A 14,015-nucleotide genomic window follows, 5' to 3' on the forward strand; every position below is an offset into this window, starting at 1 on the left:
CCCGAAGATGACGCCAAGGGTCCATTGAATATTACTGGGGCTGCACAGGAACATAAGACGCACCTCTAGAAACACTCTGTAACAGAGAGACCCTAGAGACCCCCTTATGTCAGGATGTCATTGGTCGCTTCGCCCCGAAGACCACGGGGTGTGTCTCCTTAGTACCTGATCCACCTCAGCACAGCTTCACTCAAAGCTTTGGTCTGCTCTCTGGATTTCTCTTGTCCCAAGGTCCTAGCCAGAGGGACCCCAAAGAACCAATGAAGATTGGCCACCTGATGATTGGCCACCTGATGATTGGAAGACTGATGGTCTCCACTCCACAGGTCTTCATGCTTCTACGTCAACCAGAGGCGTCCCTTAAAGGAACCCTCGAATGTCACCACGAACTCACCACCCGAAAGGATCACAACCATGAACACCACCACTACAGGAGGAGACCCCCATCATGTCTACTGAGGCCAACCGCATTGCATGGCGGATACACGGTCGAGAATGGCGAGCAGCGAACCCGGAGCGCGCCAAGGAAATCAGCCGGGAATGGTATCACCGCAACAAGGCCCAGGTTGCCGAGGTGCGGAAGATGAAGCGAGAGGCCGCGCGTCTGGTCAAGGCGGCAGCCAATGGCTGAGAACATCCGCCAAGGAACGTCCTCGGACTTTCGTCCTGTGGGGATCACGCCAACAATCCGCGTTGTCGAGACTGATCGCGAATGGATCATCCAGGCAGTCGAGATGAAGCGGACCCGTAGGCACGGCATCCAGCCAAAAGGGGAATGGGTCGACCGCGCCTACATCACCAGTCGGACCATGCTGAATGGCGAACTCAAGCGCCTTGTCGGTAACGGTGCAATGAAGGCTGGCCTTCGGGGGCATGTCGGACAGGATGTTCTTGACTGGCTCAACCGGTTGCCCGAGCGGCACCCTTGTCGCGCCACCAACCGCCCCACGCAAGGCCACCGGGCCGAGCCCTCGGTGCTGGACGTTCTGGAGGCCATGGGCAGTGATCACATCCACACCAGCCACGAATTGCGTGACGATCTCCCGTTGATCATCAAGCACGGCCCGTTGAAATATCGTGACCACTGGAATGCACGCTTTGACATATAGCCGAGGCGACCTTCCGACCGCATGGCAGCGCCGCGATTGGATCGACAACTATCCCAGCCGGGAAACCGCCCTTGCCATCGTTGAAGCCCTCAGGAGGGGTGAGGCGGGGACATCGGGCGAACTGGAGCGGCTGACCGGCGTCCCCAATGTCCTGACCGTCGCTGACAGGTGCTACCTCGTGTATGGCTACGAAGAACTTGAGCCTGCGACGTTGGCCCGAGGCATGACCGAGGTGTTTATGCGGCCCAGAGTGCCACAGGGAGGGCTCGCCGGAGGCAGCGACGGCTTATCTCGACCGACCACCCCAGCCGCACCCAGCGCGCGTCCTGAATGCCCTGTGACGATGACCTATGGGTTCACTCGCCGGGCATAGCACCCGCAGGCCATTCGCGGTCCGAGGACCACTCCACCACCACCAAAATCAAGCCTACCCGCACCCCGGAGCAATGACGCGCCGGGGGCGATCAACCATGACCAGAAGGAACGAACAGCATGACCCATTACGACGACAACACGAACAAGTACCAGACTGACAACACGCCCGTGGCTCAGGCCATGATGCGAGCCCAGGCGGCACAGGCGGACGCTGACAGGGCCAAGCAAAACGTCCTGGCTTCCGAGGCGGCAGAGCGGGCCAAGCAGGAAGAGATTGACCGCGCTGTTGAGCTTTCCATGTCCAAGTTCAACCAGCAGCTTGCCGCCCAACGCCTTGGCGTGAAGACGCAAGGGGCGATCCGCTCTCAGGATGTCGGGGTGATCCCGCCGATGGCCGAGGTCGAGAAGACCACGGTGCGGGTGCCATCTCTAGGCAACATGGAACTGAGCTACAGCCAAGCCAAGGACATGGCTGAGGTCGGGCAGATCACGCAGGCCGAGTTCAACAAGGCAGTGGTCGACGGGCTGGCCGCTCGTGGCTACGCCCCGCCAAAGTCTTTCAGATAGCCGCAGCGACCGAGACCGAGGGGGCGACCGATAAGGCCGCTCCCTTGTCGACTGCGGATGAGACGACCGACGACGCTGAGACCGATGAGGATTTGACTGACGACGAGAAGGAGGAGAAACAACATGCCGAGTTTGTCCGCATGGCCGACCAGAGCCTTGACCGGTTTAGGGACACTCACAGCGAGGCCCAGCAACAATTCATCGTGGACGCGTTCGTGGAGACCGGAGCGATACCGACCGGCGAAGCTTTCGGGATCGAGGAGGTTGAGGCGACTGTGGTCATGGTGGCTTTCGAGCAGCATCTGGACCGCAATGTGCTTCGGCAACATGGGCTGACGATGGCGACGTACATGGAGCATGTTGATGATGCTGACCTCCCGGCGCTGCGCAGGGCTGCGGCACAAGGCCGGTGGGAGGTATTTCACGAACATGCCCAAGCGATAGCAGCGGCCCGGAAGGACGGGACGGCCTACAGCAGCTAACCCAATGGCCACCTCCCCGCCCCCGATGCATCGCCCCAAGAGGTTTGTCGGGGGCTGAAGCTCAAACATGGCGGTGTACTACTCAGGACCCTCCCTATCGCCGGCCCCAGATTGCGGTATGTTACTCATAGGGGGAACTAGAGATGTGCAAATGGCTTGGGGAAAAGAATGGTGAAATCCAGGCAGTGGCGGCAATTCTCGGCGTTCTTGTTGGTATCATAGGGTTCGGTGCGACTGCCTGGCAGCTTCGTTCAGCAAATTATTCGCTCCAAGCGTCCAACACTTACACCATTCAGCACGATGCACGAGATTTAGCTGCACAGGTGCTTTTGCGCGGATTTGTCAAAAAATTGAGACAAGGAACGTTGCCAACAGAGGAGCGTGAGGATGCAAAAAACGACTTCTGGGCGATGCTAAATTTCTATCTTTCCGTCTACAGGCAACTTGAGGCCGGCGGGATCAACGAAAAGATAGGCGACGCCTTCGGGCAGGATTTCTGCCAATTGCTTTCTGAAAAAAACATGGCCAATGCATTCGACGAGATGCTGGCCGAGAAGAGAATCTCAAAAAACTATGTGGCTATGAGGGAGGCGTGGTGTGCGAAAAATTAGGTTCATTGCTCCAGCCTTGCTTTGTATTGCACTTTGCACCGGCACTCACGCCGGAGAGTTCGGAAATGTGCTCGGCAGTTCAGCGGGTGCAGGACAGTCACGGGACGCCAGTGCAACAGCACTCGAAGCCGTGGGCAAAGTGATCGAGGGGCTCCGTGAGAGGGAGCGTCTGCCAGGCTCCGGTGGCGAACAATTCCAGCAAGCCGCCCAGTTGTTTGCAGACGCAGCAAACAAGATGGAAGCCGTACTTCCCTTTCTTCCTGATCAAGAACTCTCCGAGCAGCAGTTTGCATTCCTGACCGAACTCAAGGGAGCAGATGCGCAGACGTATGCAGTGATCGGCGAAACGAAGAGCCTGAAGGAAGTCTATCGGAATTTCGCCAACGTGACACGGCAGATGTCGGGTGTGGTAGGAAGCCTTGCGGGACAAGCGAACGCTTTCCGGACAATCTCTCCCCTGCTGATAACGTACTTCCGGGTGGCCGATAGCGTGGTGGCCCTACAAGAGCGACGTTGATTTGCGATTGTCATTTTGCAACGTCATTTTGCTTGACCAAGAGATACACCGCTGCTACCCCTTAAGATACACCAAGGCGGTCGACGCTTTGGGGAAGTGATTGCACCAAGCAATTGAAATAAAGGCGTTTCTGGACCTTTGCGCACCCGGTTCGATTTACCAAACTTGTCCGGCCCGGGGAGCCAATTTCTCAAAAGACTGCCTGCCATCGTCGGCACCACGCGACATAGTGGGTTCGCCGTGGCTGTGACCCGTCCTGCTAACCCGTAGGGACTGCGGGCAGCGACACCTCTGGGCAGTGCCGCTGCCGGTGTCGCAGCAGCTAGGCGGCCACCCCACCGCGGCCAGATTTGGTGCCGCTCATCCAGGGCAGCGGAGCAAGCGGCTCCTGCAGCATCTTGACGGATCTCGCGAACCCAGCGACGGCATCGCGCGCGACCGAGAGTGGTATCTGGCCATCGTAAGCACGCTGGCAAGCCCGGAAGGCCGTTTCGAAAATCGGGCCTCGACGCTCCCGCGGCCACTCATCCAGGAAATCGAATGCATCCTCAAGGCTTCCTATTTCTTGGATGAACTGGCCATCCTTGACTAACACCGGTCGATCGAACGTCCTGTCGCCCATATAGTCCTCCATTCGGTTGAGGGTGTTCGTTTGCTTCAGCTTTTCACGCGACGGCATGCTCAGGCTCCGCGAACATGCCGCCATCCCCACACCTGGGTGGGACACCGGCATATGCCGGAACCGGCGGCGGATCATCGTCGTCGTCATCTCGCCAGGGGTACCGCAGCCAGTTGCGCCTGGTTTTGTTGCGACGCTGGTCTGAGGACGGACTGCGATCAAACGGTGCCCTGGCCGTCGGCTTGCGCGCAATCTCGTCCAGGGTGTGGAGCGCACGAAGAATCTCGCTGACCTGCGCCATCGCACCGTTGTCCAATTGACGCAGGGTTGGGTTGTCAGGAACCGCATGGGCGTCCGAGGCCCAGAAGGCGAGCAGAGCCCTCTTCTCGCCGATCGTCATGTTCTCGTTCAGGACGTCCTCGGGCGTACGCAGCGCAGCGAATTCCGCTGCGTAATCCGTCGGTTTGGATTCATGAAAACTGTAAGCTTGGGATCTCATCTCCGTTCTCCGCGATCTGTGCCTCCCGGCCGAGCCGGGAGGCGGACCACAGACTGAGGTTTCTTGTATCAGGCCACCTTGCGTTGCGGCTCGGCATCCACATCTATGGACTGCTTGTTGCCGCCATCCTGAAGCGGAACCGCTGCGGCGTTGGAACCGATCTCGATGCGCCGGGGCTTGAGTTCCTCGGGCACTTCGCGGACCAGGTCCACCGACAGCAGGCCATTATGAATATTGGCCGCCTTGACCTTGACGTGGTCTGCAAGTTTGAACACCTGCTTGAAGTTGCCTATCGCCAGGCCCCGGTGGAGGATTTCCCGATGTTGCTGATCGGGCTTTCTCTGTCCGATGACCGACAATTCGGGGCCGTTCTGCACAAGTTCCACTTCGTCGAGACCGAAGCCGGCGACGGCCATCGTGATACGATAGTCGTTGTCGCCATTCTTCTCGATGTTGTAGGGCGGCCAGTCGGAGCGCACGCTGTTTTCGAGCATGTCGAAGAGCCGGTCGAAGCCGACCGTGGTGCGGTAAAGAGGCGAATAATCAAAGCTTCTCATAGCCATATCCTCCGTGAAGCAACATGGTTTACGGGTCGCCGCAGCGTCGCCGCGACGCAGTATGTCGAGCCGAAGCCTCGACGGAAAACGATCTGGGAATCATGATTTTTTTGTTCAAGAGGTCGCCCGAAATTTTTTTGAAGCAGCACCATGGCCGTTCATGACCGGGCATGCATCAGACCTTGCAGGACAGCCTTCCGGTTGGAAGCGGGTGAGGAACATGGCCCGGGTGGTGGATCAACTGCCCGTGCAAATGCACGCCAGGTTCGGCCTCTGGTCACGAGCGGCCTTGCACGCTGCCGCCGCCGCGCGATAGATGCGTCGGTCAAGGGAGGACATCATGCGGAAAATCCTGGCATCGGCATTGCTGCTCACGGCAGCATCGTTCGCGACCGGCGCTCATGCACTGGACAGCAGCGGAACCCCGGTCGTCGTGACGCCACTCGCATCACGTACCACCACTGCATCCGGGCAGCCGATCACGCTGCCGCGGAAGAACGTGCAGGTGCTGGTCTCGACCTATGACATCGCGCCCGGCGCGACCTTGCCGGTCCATCGCCATCCCTTCCCGCGCTACGCCTATGTCCAGGCCGGAACGCTGAAGGTCACGAATGTCGAAACCGGCAACAGCAACACCTACAAGACTGGCGATTTCATCATCGAAATGATCGGGCAGTGGCACCAGGCCACCAACATTGGCGACGGGCCGGTCAAGCTCCTGGTGATCGATCAGGTCGAGGAAGGCGCCAAGAATACCGAATTGCGACAGTAGCCACCAGGTTGCATAGGTGCTCCCGGCGGGGCGGGAAGGCAATGCGCCGCCCGCCCCTCGCCTCGTGGACCCAGCCCCCCATGTGCACCCGGCGCTCAGCCCCAGGCGCCAACCGGCTGCCGGGTCGTCGCGTTCAGCCTATTGAAGGCGTTGATCAGGGCGATCTGGATGACCAGTCCGGCAAGGGCCTTCTCGTCATAATGCCGGGCCGCCTCCTCCCAGATATCGTCCGGCACCGCGTCCGGTCGGTCGGCGAGCCTTGTGCCGGCTTCTGCCAGCGCCAATGCCGCGCGTTCGGCGTCGGTGAAATAAGGCGTTTCCCTCCAGGCAGCGAGGGCAAAGATGCGCTCTTCCTTCTCGCCGGCTTTCTTGAGCTCGCGCGCGTGCATGTCGACGCAGACGCTGCAGCTGTTGATCTGACTGGCGCGCAGATGCACGAGCTTGCGTGTCACATAGGGCAGGTCCGCTGCCTCGGTCGACTTGTCCAGCGCCAGAAACGCCTGCAGGGCGCCTGGGATGAGCATCACCGGGTTCTTGATTCTCGCTTGCATGTGTCTTTTCCTTTTGAACTGTTCTCCGGGCGTGTTTTCCCGGCCCGGACGCCTCGCATCCAGGGTTTCGAACTTGATGAAACTGTTAGCTGCCTGCCGCGTATCAGGCCTGGTTTGAGGTAACCTGTTCGAGCCGTTCGAGAATGCGCGGCCAGCCACTTCCCAGGCCGATATAGCCACGCTCGTCGGCGGGCCGGAATCCCGACTGCTCCATTCGCACCCGGGTCGCCGTCCCCTCAGGTTTCAGTGACCACGTCACCACGGTTTTCAACCCACTGTCCGATTCCGTCCCATCGCCCCAGCTATAAGCCAGCAGCCGCGGCGCCTCGACTTTTAGCACCACACAGTTCGTCACCCCGGACCATCCGGGAACTGGTGTCGCACGGAATGTGAAGCGATGCCCCTCTTGGGCAGCGAAGTCATTCTGCATGAGCCATTCGCCGACGAGTACCGGCAGGGTCAGTGCGCGCCATATCTTTTCCGCCGAATATGGAATCAGCCTTTCGACGACGATCGATTTGGTTTCCGTCATGCCTTGCTCCTCTCGTTGCTGTCGTGGTGCCACGCGCAAAATCATAACCCATCAGCTATGTATAACCCATAACCCTGCAGTTATGTGACTGTCAAGAATGGAATCTGCCGTCTGGTCCAAGTGGCGGCGTAGCGTTCACGCTTCCGCGCCAGGCGCCCGGGTGCTAGGGCTTGCGCAACACCATGGATTGGATCGCCCCTTGACCCCAAAAATTCGCCCGCCGCTTATAGAAATCTGTGTCGAAGGCATTGATGGCCTGCTCGCCGCGCAGGCCGCCGGCGCCGACCGGATCGAACTCTGCGCCAGCCTTGTCGAAGGCGGCACCACGCCGAGCCTCGGCACCGTGCGCGCCGCTCTCGACCAGGCGACCGTGCCCTTTCATGTCATGGTGCGGCCGCGCGGCGGGGATTTTCTCTACAGCGAGACCGAATACCGCTCGATGCTTGCCGACGTCGCCGCGCTTCGCGAACTCGGCGTGCCCGGCGTGGTGTTCGGCTGCCTGAACCCCGACGGGACCATCGACGAGCAGCGCATGCGCGAATTGACAGAGGCCGCCGGCCCCTTGAACGTAACCTGCCACCGCGCCTTCGATATGACTCGCGATCCGGCCGAAGCCCTGGAAGCGCTGATCCGCTGCAGGGTTGGCCGCGTGCTGACCAGCGGCCAGCGCGACACGGCGATCGAAGGCCTGGCATTGCTGCAAGAGCTGGTCCGGCTGGCCGGCGAGCGCATCATCATCCTCGGTTGCGGCGGGCTCGATCTCGGCAATATCGCCGAGGTGCGCGCAAGGACTGGCCTGGCCGAAATGCACTTCGCCGCCCTCAAGGACGTGTCGAGCGCCATGCGCTACCGCAATCCGAAGGTCGGCATGGGCGGCTCCGATCTCGACCGCGAATATCGCAACACGCTGACCGATACAGCGCTGGTGGCGGCGACAATCGCGGCGGCCAAGGCATGACCTCGCCCATAGACCGCATTGCGCAGGCCGACGAAGCGGCAATACTGGCGCTCAACAACGAGCACGCCGCCGAATTGTCGTGGCTTGAAGCCGAACGGCTGTCGTTCCTGCTCGCCGAGGCCTTTTACGCGCGCCGCATCGGCGATCTCGAAGCCTTCATCATGACCTTCGACCAGGATGCCAACTACGACAGCCCGAACTTCGTCTGGTTTCGCGAGCGTTACATCAGCTTCATCTATGTCGACCGCGTCGTCGTGGCGGCGCACGCAAGAGGCCGCGGCCATGCTCGCCGGCTCTATCGGGACCTGTTCGACCATGCGCGGAGCGCCGGTCACGCGCTGGTCACCTGCGAGGTCAACACCGACCCGCCCAACCCCGCCTCGGATGCCTTCCACGCCGCACTCGGCTTCGCCGAAGTCGGCGACGCGGTGATCCATGGCGGCAAGAAAGCGGTGCGCTATTACGTCAGGCAGATCGCCACCTGATCGGTGGCACCCGCCGACTCACCTGGACGTTGCGCCACCCCCAAAAACGGCTAAGCGCTATCTGACGAAAAGGGACCTCGCGGTCGTACGGCTATCGTCTGGCGACTATCAAACCATCGGGCGGCTCACCAATTGCGGTTGAGCCATTCGCGTGCTGGGCGCTCGATGAGGTAGTAGCTGCAGAGCGCGCAGGCAAAAACCCCGGCCAGCATCGGCCATGGATTGCTGCCCTGCTCGTAGACGAATTTGTAGAAGGGCTGCTGCCACAGATAGAGGGAATATGACCATAGACCCAGCGTCGTCATCGGCAGGGACGACAGCCATCCGGACAAGAACCGCGTGCTGAAATCCAGCGCGTTGACGGCAATCGCCAGCAATGGCACCGCGGCCAGGTAGTGGATCGGTGTCGGTACCGAGTCCATGAACAGGCAAACCGCGCCGACGGCCGCCGCAACGGCGACATAAGGCCCCTTCAGCAAGGTCGGCAGCTTGCCGTCCGCTTTGAGCAGGCAGATCGCGGCCGACAGCAGGATCGAGGCGATGTGCACGTCGGTGCGCCAGTACGTGGTCTCATAATCCATGTGCAGGAACCAGTAGGAAACCGCGCCATTGACCATGGCCAGCAGAGCCAGGACGAGCAGCAGCGGGATGACACGGCTGCGGCTGGCAACGACCGCGCTGATCGCCGCCAGGATGATATAGGCATGTTCTTCGATGCAGAGCGACCAGATGTGGTCGAGCGCGCCGGCCCGATTCAGGAGAATTCCGGCATAGTTGTAGGTGAAGGTCAGCGCCGTCAGGGCCGCCTTCCATTTGAAGGCGATGAACGTGCCTGAGAGCGCGATCATGGCGACGACGACAAAGACCAGAAGCGCCGGATAAATGCGCGAGAACCGGCGTTTGAAAAATTTCTTCAGCGGATAGCGTTCGATGAACAGGATTTCGGCCATCAGCCGGCCGCTCAGCACGAAGAAGAATTCGACGCCCAGCACGCCCAGATTGATCCCGGGAACGGGAAAAAAATGCCCGATCAGCACGAGCGCGATCGACAGACCGCGCCAGCCATCGAGATAGGCCAGTCTTGTCCTGGCCGGTAGCTCGACGATCGCTCGGGGCGGAACCAGATGGGTCGCGGAAATTTCGGACATGCCGATCCCTTCGCATTGTAATGCGAAAGGCACGGCTAATTCCCGAACCCGGCTCGCATTCCCGCCCTGATCTATACTGCAGCGCAATATAAGTTTGTGCAAGTGCGAGATTGCCGCCGATGCATGTCCCCCGCAGCATGGGCCGGAATTGCTTCAAGCAAGGATGGGGACGTGGCCGACGGGAACTAGGCCTACGGTCGCCGGGAATGAAAACGGGCCGTGACAGCCCGTTCCCCCGTCCGTAATCGATCTTGCGTCAGGCGTTGGCTGCCGCCACCGCGCGCTTGGCCATGACTGTGATCAGATTGGCACGGTAGTCTGATGAAGCGTGAATGTCGCTCATCAGGTTCTTCGCCGGCACTTTCACACCATTGAGCGAAGCGGCATCGAAGCTCTTGGCAAGTGCTGCCTCGATCTCCTTCGAGCGGAAGACGCCGTCGTCGCCGGCGCCGGTGACGGCAACACTGACGCCGTCCTTGCCCTTGGCCACGAACACGCCGACGATCGCGTAGCGCGAGGCCGGATTGCGGAATTTTTCGTACGCAGCCTTCGCCGGTGCCGTAAAGGAGACCGCCGTGACGATCTCGCCGTCCTTCAAGGAGGTTTCGAACAACCCCTTGAAGAACTTGTCGGCTGACATCTCGCGCCTGTTGGTGATGATGGTGGCGCCGAGCGCCAGAAGTGCGGCCGGATAGTCCGCCGCCGGATCGTTATTGGCGATCGAACCGCCGATCGTGCCCTTGTGGCGTACCGCCGGATCGCCGATCAGCGACGCCAGATGGGCAAGTGCCGGGCAGGCCTTGCGCAGCTTCTCGTCATTGGCGACGTCGAAATGCGTGGTGGCAGCGCCGATCGTGACCGTCTTGCCCGACACCTTGACCCCCTGCAGTTCCTTGATGCGGGACAGGTCGACCAGATCGGACGGCGCCGCCAGCCGCGTCTTCATGGCGGGGATCAAGGTCATGCCGCCGGAAAGCAGCTTGGCGTCGCCGCTCTTCACGAGCTTGGCGGCTTCAGTGACCGAGGCGGCACGGTGATAGTTGACTGCGTACATGGGATCCTCCCCCTAAGTGGTTAGTCAGCAGTGAGTAGTCAGTAGGGAGCAGGGAATGGCCGCCGCCGGAGATGGCACGCTGCCCTACTCGCTACTCACTACTTTCCCAGTCACTCATTTCGCGGCGCGGATCGCGGCCCACACGGTGGACGGTGTGGCCGGCATGGCGATATCGACGATGCCGATGGCGTCGGTGATGGCATTGATCACTGCCGGCGGTGAGCCGATGGCACCGGCCTCGCCGCAGCCCTTGATCCCGAGCGGGTTGCTCGGACATGGCGTGTTCGACGTCGAGACCTTGAACGACGGCAGGTCGCCGGCACGTGGCATGGTGTAGTCCATGTAGCTTGCCGTCAGCAGTTGCCCGCTGGCGTCGTAGTGAGCACCTTCCAGCAGCGCCTGGCCGATGCCCTGGGCAATGCCGCCATGCACCTGTCCTTCGACGATCATCGGATTGATGATGTTGCCGAAATCGTCCGCAGCCACGAACTGGACGATCTCGGTCGTTCCGGTTTCCGGATCGATCTCGACCTCGCAGATATAGCAGCCCGCCGGGAAGGTGAAGTTCGCGGGATCGTAGAACGCCGTTTCCTTCAGGCCTGGCTCCATGCCGGCCGGCAAATTGTGCGCGGTATAGGCGGCCAAAGCCACCTGGAACCACGGCAGGCTCTTGTCGGTGCCGGCGACCTTGACCTCGCCGTTCTCGATGACGATGTCGCCCTCGTCGGCTTCGAGCAGGTGGGCGGCGATCTTCTTGGCCTTGGCCTCGACCTTGTCGAGCGCCTTGGCAATCGCCGACATTCCGACCGCGCCCGAGCGCGAGCCGTAGGTGCCCATGCCCATCTGCACCTTGTCGGTGTCACCGTGGACGATCGACACCGAATCGATTGGCACCCCGAAACGCTGGTTGACCAGTTGCGCGAAGGTCGTCTCGTGCCCCTGCCCATGGCTGTGCGAGCCTGTCAGCACCTCGATCGTGCCGACGGCGTTGACCCTTACCTCAGCCGATTCCCACAGGCCGACGCCGGCGCCGAGCGAGCCGACCGCTGCCGACGGCGCGATGCCGCAGGCCTCGATGTAGCAGCTCATGCCAATGCCGCGCAGCTTGCCATTCCTGACCGAATCCGCCTTGCGCCTGGCAAAGCCGGTATAGTCGGCGGTCTTCATCGCCGCATCGAGCGAAGCGCCATAGTCCCCGGCGTCATAGTTCATGATCACTGGTGTCTGGTGCGGAAACGTGGTGATGAAATTCTTGCGCCTAAGGTCTGCCGGCGAGACGCCGAGCTCGCGTGCCGCCGCTTCCATGGTGCGTTCCAGAAGATAGGTGGCTTCCGGCCGTCCTGCCCCGCGATAGGCATCGACGGGTGCCGTGTTGGTGTAGACAGTGCGCACATTGGCGTGGATGGCCGGGATGTCATATTGGCCTGACAGCAGCGTTGCGTAGAGATAGGTTGGCACGCAGGACGAGAACAGCGACATGTAGGCGCCGAGATTGGCGATCGTATCGACCTTGAAGCCGGTAATCCTGTTGTTCTTGTCGAACGCCATTTCCACCGTCGAGACGTGGTCGCGGCCATGCGCGTCGGTGAGGAAGCTCTCGGTGCGATCGGCGACCCATTTGACCGGCACGCCGGTCTTCTTGGAGGCCCACAGGCAGACGATCTCTTCCGGGTAGATATAGATCTTGGAACCAAAGCCGCCGCCGACATCCGGCGCGATCACGCGCAGCTTGTTTTCGGGCGCGACATTGTAGAAGGCGCTCATCACCAGCCGCGCGACATGCGGGTTTTGCGATGTCGTCCAGCAGGTATAATGATCCTCGGCCTTGTCGTAATGGCCAAGTGCGGCGCGCGGCTCCATGGCGTTCGGCACCAGCCGGTTGTTGACGATCTTCATGCGCGTGACATGCGCCGCCGCCTTGATGGCGGCGTCGGTGGCCATGGCATCGCCGATTTCCCAATCGAAGATCAGGTTGTTCTCGGCCTCGGCATGGACCTGCGGAGCGCCCTTTTCGAGTGCCTTTGTCGCATCGACGACCGCCTCCAATTCCTTGTAGGTGATCTCGACCGCCTCGGCCGCATCGCGTGCCTGGCCCTTGGTTTCCGCCACCACCACCACGACCGCATCGCCGACATAACGGACCTTGTCGACTGCCAGCGGCGACCATGCGCCCATCTTCATGGGCGTGCCGTCCTTGGAATGGATCATCCAGCCGCAGATGAGGTTTCCGATGCCGTCGGCCTTCAGTTCCTTGCCGGTCAAGACGCCGATGACGCCCGGCATGCCTTGAGCCGCTTTCACGTCGATCTTCTTGATCTGCGCATGGGCGTGCGGGCTGCGCACGAAGGCCGCATGCTTCATGCCGGGCACCACCATGTCGTCGACATAGCGGCCGGCGCCGGTGATGAATCTTTTGTCTTCCTTGCGCGCGACCCGAGCGCCGACACCTTCGATACCCATGCAGAGATTCCTCCCGAAAAGTGAATAGGAAGTGTGAATAGGAAGTGTGAATAGGAAGTAGTAGTGAGGACAGCCGCCGGTTCAGACCGATTACTGACTACCGACTACTCCACTCCTCTTTTCCCTCACGCCGCTTGCTTCGCCTTGCCCTTGGCCCCCTTCGACATCGTCGTCGATGCGGCGAGGATGGCTTTCACGATGTTGTGGTAACCTGTGCAGCGGCAGATGTTGCCTTCGAGTTCTGCCCGCACCGTGGCCTCGTCGAGGCCTTCGGGGTGGCGGTTGATCATGTCGGTCGCGGCCATGATCATGCCCGGCGTGCAAAAGCCGCATTGCAGACCATGATGTTCCTTGAAGGCTGCCTGGACGGGATGCAAGTCGGCGCCACTGGCCAGGCCTTCGATCGTAATCACGCTCGACCCCGAGGCCTGGACCGCGAGCATGGTGCAGGACTTCACCGCCTTGCCATCGACATGCACGACGCAGGCGCCGCATTGCGAGGTGTCGCAACCGACATGAGTGCCGGTCAGGCCGAGGTTCTCCCGCAGGAAATGGACGAGCAGCGTTCGATCCTCGACGGCACCGCCGACCCGCTTCCCGTTCACCATCAACGAAACGTCCGACATAGCCCCTCCCTGGGTGTCAACCTTGGTCATCACGCTGCCGACGCGCCGCTGGCACTTCGGCCACGTGCTAGTCGTACACCGCACAACGCACAA

Annotated in this window: 18 protein-coding genes; 9 read left to right on the forward strand and 9 right to left on the reverse strand. The window is 60.9% G+C overall.

Annotated features, from left to right (window positions below; genetic code table 11):
- Positions 1–448: 448 nt before the first annotated feature.
- The 6 genes from LB524_RS00150 to LB524_RS00175 all read left to right on the forward strand — a co-directional run bounded on the left by LB524_RS00150 (position 449) and on the right by LB524_RS00175 (position 3,661).
- Complete coding sequence (locus LB524_RS00150) at positions 449–631, forward strand: hypothetical protein (RefSeq protein ID WP_224523044.1); 183 nt, start codon at positions 449–451, stop codon at positions 629–631.
- Complete coding sequence (locus LB524_RS00155) at positions 624–1,109, forward strand: hypothetical protein (protein ID WP_224523046.1); 486 nt, start codon at positions 624–626, stop codon at positions 1,107–1,109. The genes LB524_RS00150 and LB524_RS00155 overlap by 8 nt, the downstream gene beginning before the upstream one ends.
- A gap of 492 nt (positions 1,110–1,601) precedes the next feature.
- Complete coding sequence (locus LB524_RS00160) at positions 1,602–2,051, forward strand: hypothetical protein (RefSeq protein ID WP_224523048.1); 450 nt, start codon at positions 1,602–1,604, stop codon at positions 2,049–2,051.
- A 44-nt stretch (positions 2,052–2,095) separates the two neighbouring features.
- Positions 2,096–2,533 carry a hypothetical protein gene (locus tag LB524_RS00165; RefSeq protein ID WP_224523050.1) on the forward strand — a complete coding sequence of 146 codons (438 nt, stop codon included), beginning with the start codon at positions 2,096–2,098 and terminating at the stop codon, positions 2,531–2,533.
- A 143-nt stretch (positions 2,534–2,676) separates the two neighbouring features.
- A complete protein-coding gene (locus tag LB524_RS00170) occupies positions 2,677–3,144 on the forward strand; it encodes a hypothetical protein (RefSeq protein WP_224523052.1) in 468 nt (155 codons plus the stop codon).
- Complete coding sequence (locus tag LB524_RS00175) at positions 3,131–3,661, forward strand: hypothetical protein (protein ID WP_224523054.1); 531 nt, start codon at positions 3,131–3,133, stop codon at positions 3,659–3,661. The genes LB524_RS00170 and LB524_RS00175 overlap by 14 nt, the downstream gene beginning before the upstream one ends.
- A 322-nt stretch (positions 3,662–3,983) precedes the next feature.
- Here the strand turns inward: LB524_RS00175 and LB524_RS00180 are convergent, their stop codons facing one another.
- From LB524_RS00180 to LB524_RS00190, 3 genes are all read right to left on the reverse strand, one after another.
- Positions 3,984–4,283: a DUF982 domain-containing protein gene (locus LB524_RS00180; RefSeq protein WP_140616501.1), complete on the reverse strand. Its 300-nt coding sequence runs from the start codon at positions 4,281–4,283 to the stop codon at positions 3,984–3,986.
- Positions 4,284–4,326: 43 nt separating this feature from the next.
- On the reverse strand, positions 4,327–4,779 hold the full coding sequence (locus LB524_RS00185; RefSeq protein ID WP_140616047.1) for a hypothetical protein: 453 nt from the start codon (positions 4,777–4,779) through the stop codon (positions 4,327–4,329).
- A 68-nt stretch (positions 4,780–4,847) separates the two neighbouring features.
- The gene (locus LB524_RS00190) at positions 4,848–5,336 is read right to left on the reverse strand and encodes an Hsp20 family protein (RefSeq protein ID WP_140616045.1); all 489 of its coding nucleotides are present in this window, start codon (positions 5,334–5,336) and stop codon (positions 4,848–4,850) included.
- A 340-nt stretch (positions 5,337–5,676) separates the two neighbouring features.
- On the opposite strand from LB524_RS00190, the gene LB524_RS00195 reads away from it, so the two are divergent.
- On the forward strand, positions 5,677–6,108 hold the full coding sequence (locus LB524_RS00195) for a cupin domain-containing protein (protein ID WP_140714930.1): 432 nt from the start codon (positions 5,677–5,679) through the stop codon (positions 6,106–6,108).
- A 95-nt stretch (positions 6,109–6,203) separates the two neighbouring features.
- Here the strand turns inward: LB524_RS00195 and LB524_RS00200 are convergent, their stop codons facing one another.
- Positions 6,204–6,659, reverse strand: coding sequence for a carboxymuconolactone decarboxylase family protein (locus LB524_RS00200; protein ID WP_140792304.1), 456 nt, complete (start codon positions 6,657–6,659; stop codon positions 6,204–6,206).
- Positions 6,660–6,762: 103 nt separating this feature from the next.
- Complete coding sequence (locus LB524_RS00205; RefSeq protein ID WP_224523056.1) at positions 6,763–7,191, reverse strand: SRPBCC domain-containing protein; 429 nt, start codon at positions 7,189–7,191, stop codon at positions 6,763–6,765.
- Between the two features lie 199 nt (positions 7,192–7,390).
- Between LB524_RS00205 and LB524_RS00210 the strand changes: the two genes are divergently transcribed.
- On the forward strand, positions 7,391–8,149 hold the full coding sequence (locus LB524_RS00210) for a copper homeostasis protein CutC (protein WP_015317507.1): 759 nt from the start codon (positions 7,391–7,393) through the stop codon (positions 8,147–8,149).
- Positions 8,146–8,634: a GNAT family N-acetyltransferase gene (locus LB524_RS00215; RefSeq protein WP_140821971.1), complete on the forward strand. Its 489-nt coding sequence runs from the start codon at positions 8,146–8,148 to the stop codon at positions 8,632–8,634. Before LB524_RS00210 ends, LB524_RS00215 begins: the two co-directional genes overlap by 4 nt.
- A 125-nt stretch (positions 8,635–8,759) precedes the next feature.
- Here LB524_RS00215 and LB524_RS00220 read toward each other — a convergent pair whose 3' ends face one another.
- The 4 genes from LB524_RS00220 to LB524_RS00235 form a co-directional block, all read right to left on the reverse strand.
- Positions 8,760–9,782, reverse strand: a complete 1,023-nt coding sequence (locus LB524_RS00220) for an acyltransferase family protein (RefSeq protein WP_224523058.1) — start codon at positions 9,780–9,782, stop codon at positions 8,760–8,762.
- Between the two features lie 256 nt (positions 9,783–10,038).
- Positions 10,039–10,836, reverse strand: coding sequence for an FAD binding domain-containing protein (locus tag LB524_RS00225; RefSeq protein ID WP_224523060.1), 798 nt, complete (start codon positions 10,834–10,836; stop codon positions 10,039–10,041).
- A gap of 114 nt (positions 10,837–10,950) precedes the next feature.
- A complete protein-coding gene (locus tag LB524_RS00230) occupies positions 10,951–13,296 on the reverse strand; it encodes a xanthine dehydrogenase family protein molybdopterin-binding subunit (protein WP_224523062.1) in 2,346 nt (781 codons plus the stop codon).
- Between the two features lie 125 nt (positions 13,297–13,421).
- Complete coding sequence (locus LB524_RS00235) at positions 13,422–13,922, reverse strand: (2Fe-2S)-binding protein (protein WP_140661098.1); 501 nt, start codon at positions 13,920–13,922, stop codon at positions 13,422–13,424.
- Between the last annotated feature and the right edge of the window lie 93 nt (positions 13,923–14,015).

Source organism: Mesorhizobium sp. ESP6-5 (assembly GCF_020164695.1).
GTDB lineage: Bacteria > Pseudomonadota > Alphaproteobacteria > Rhizobiales > Rhizobiaceae > Mesorhizobium > Mesorhizobium australicum.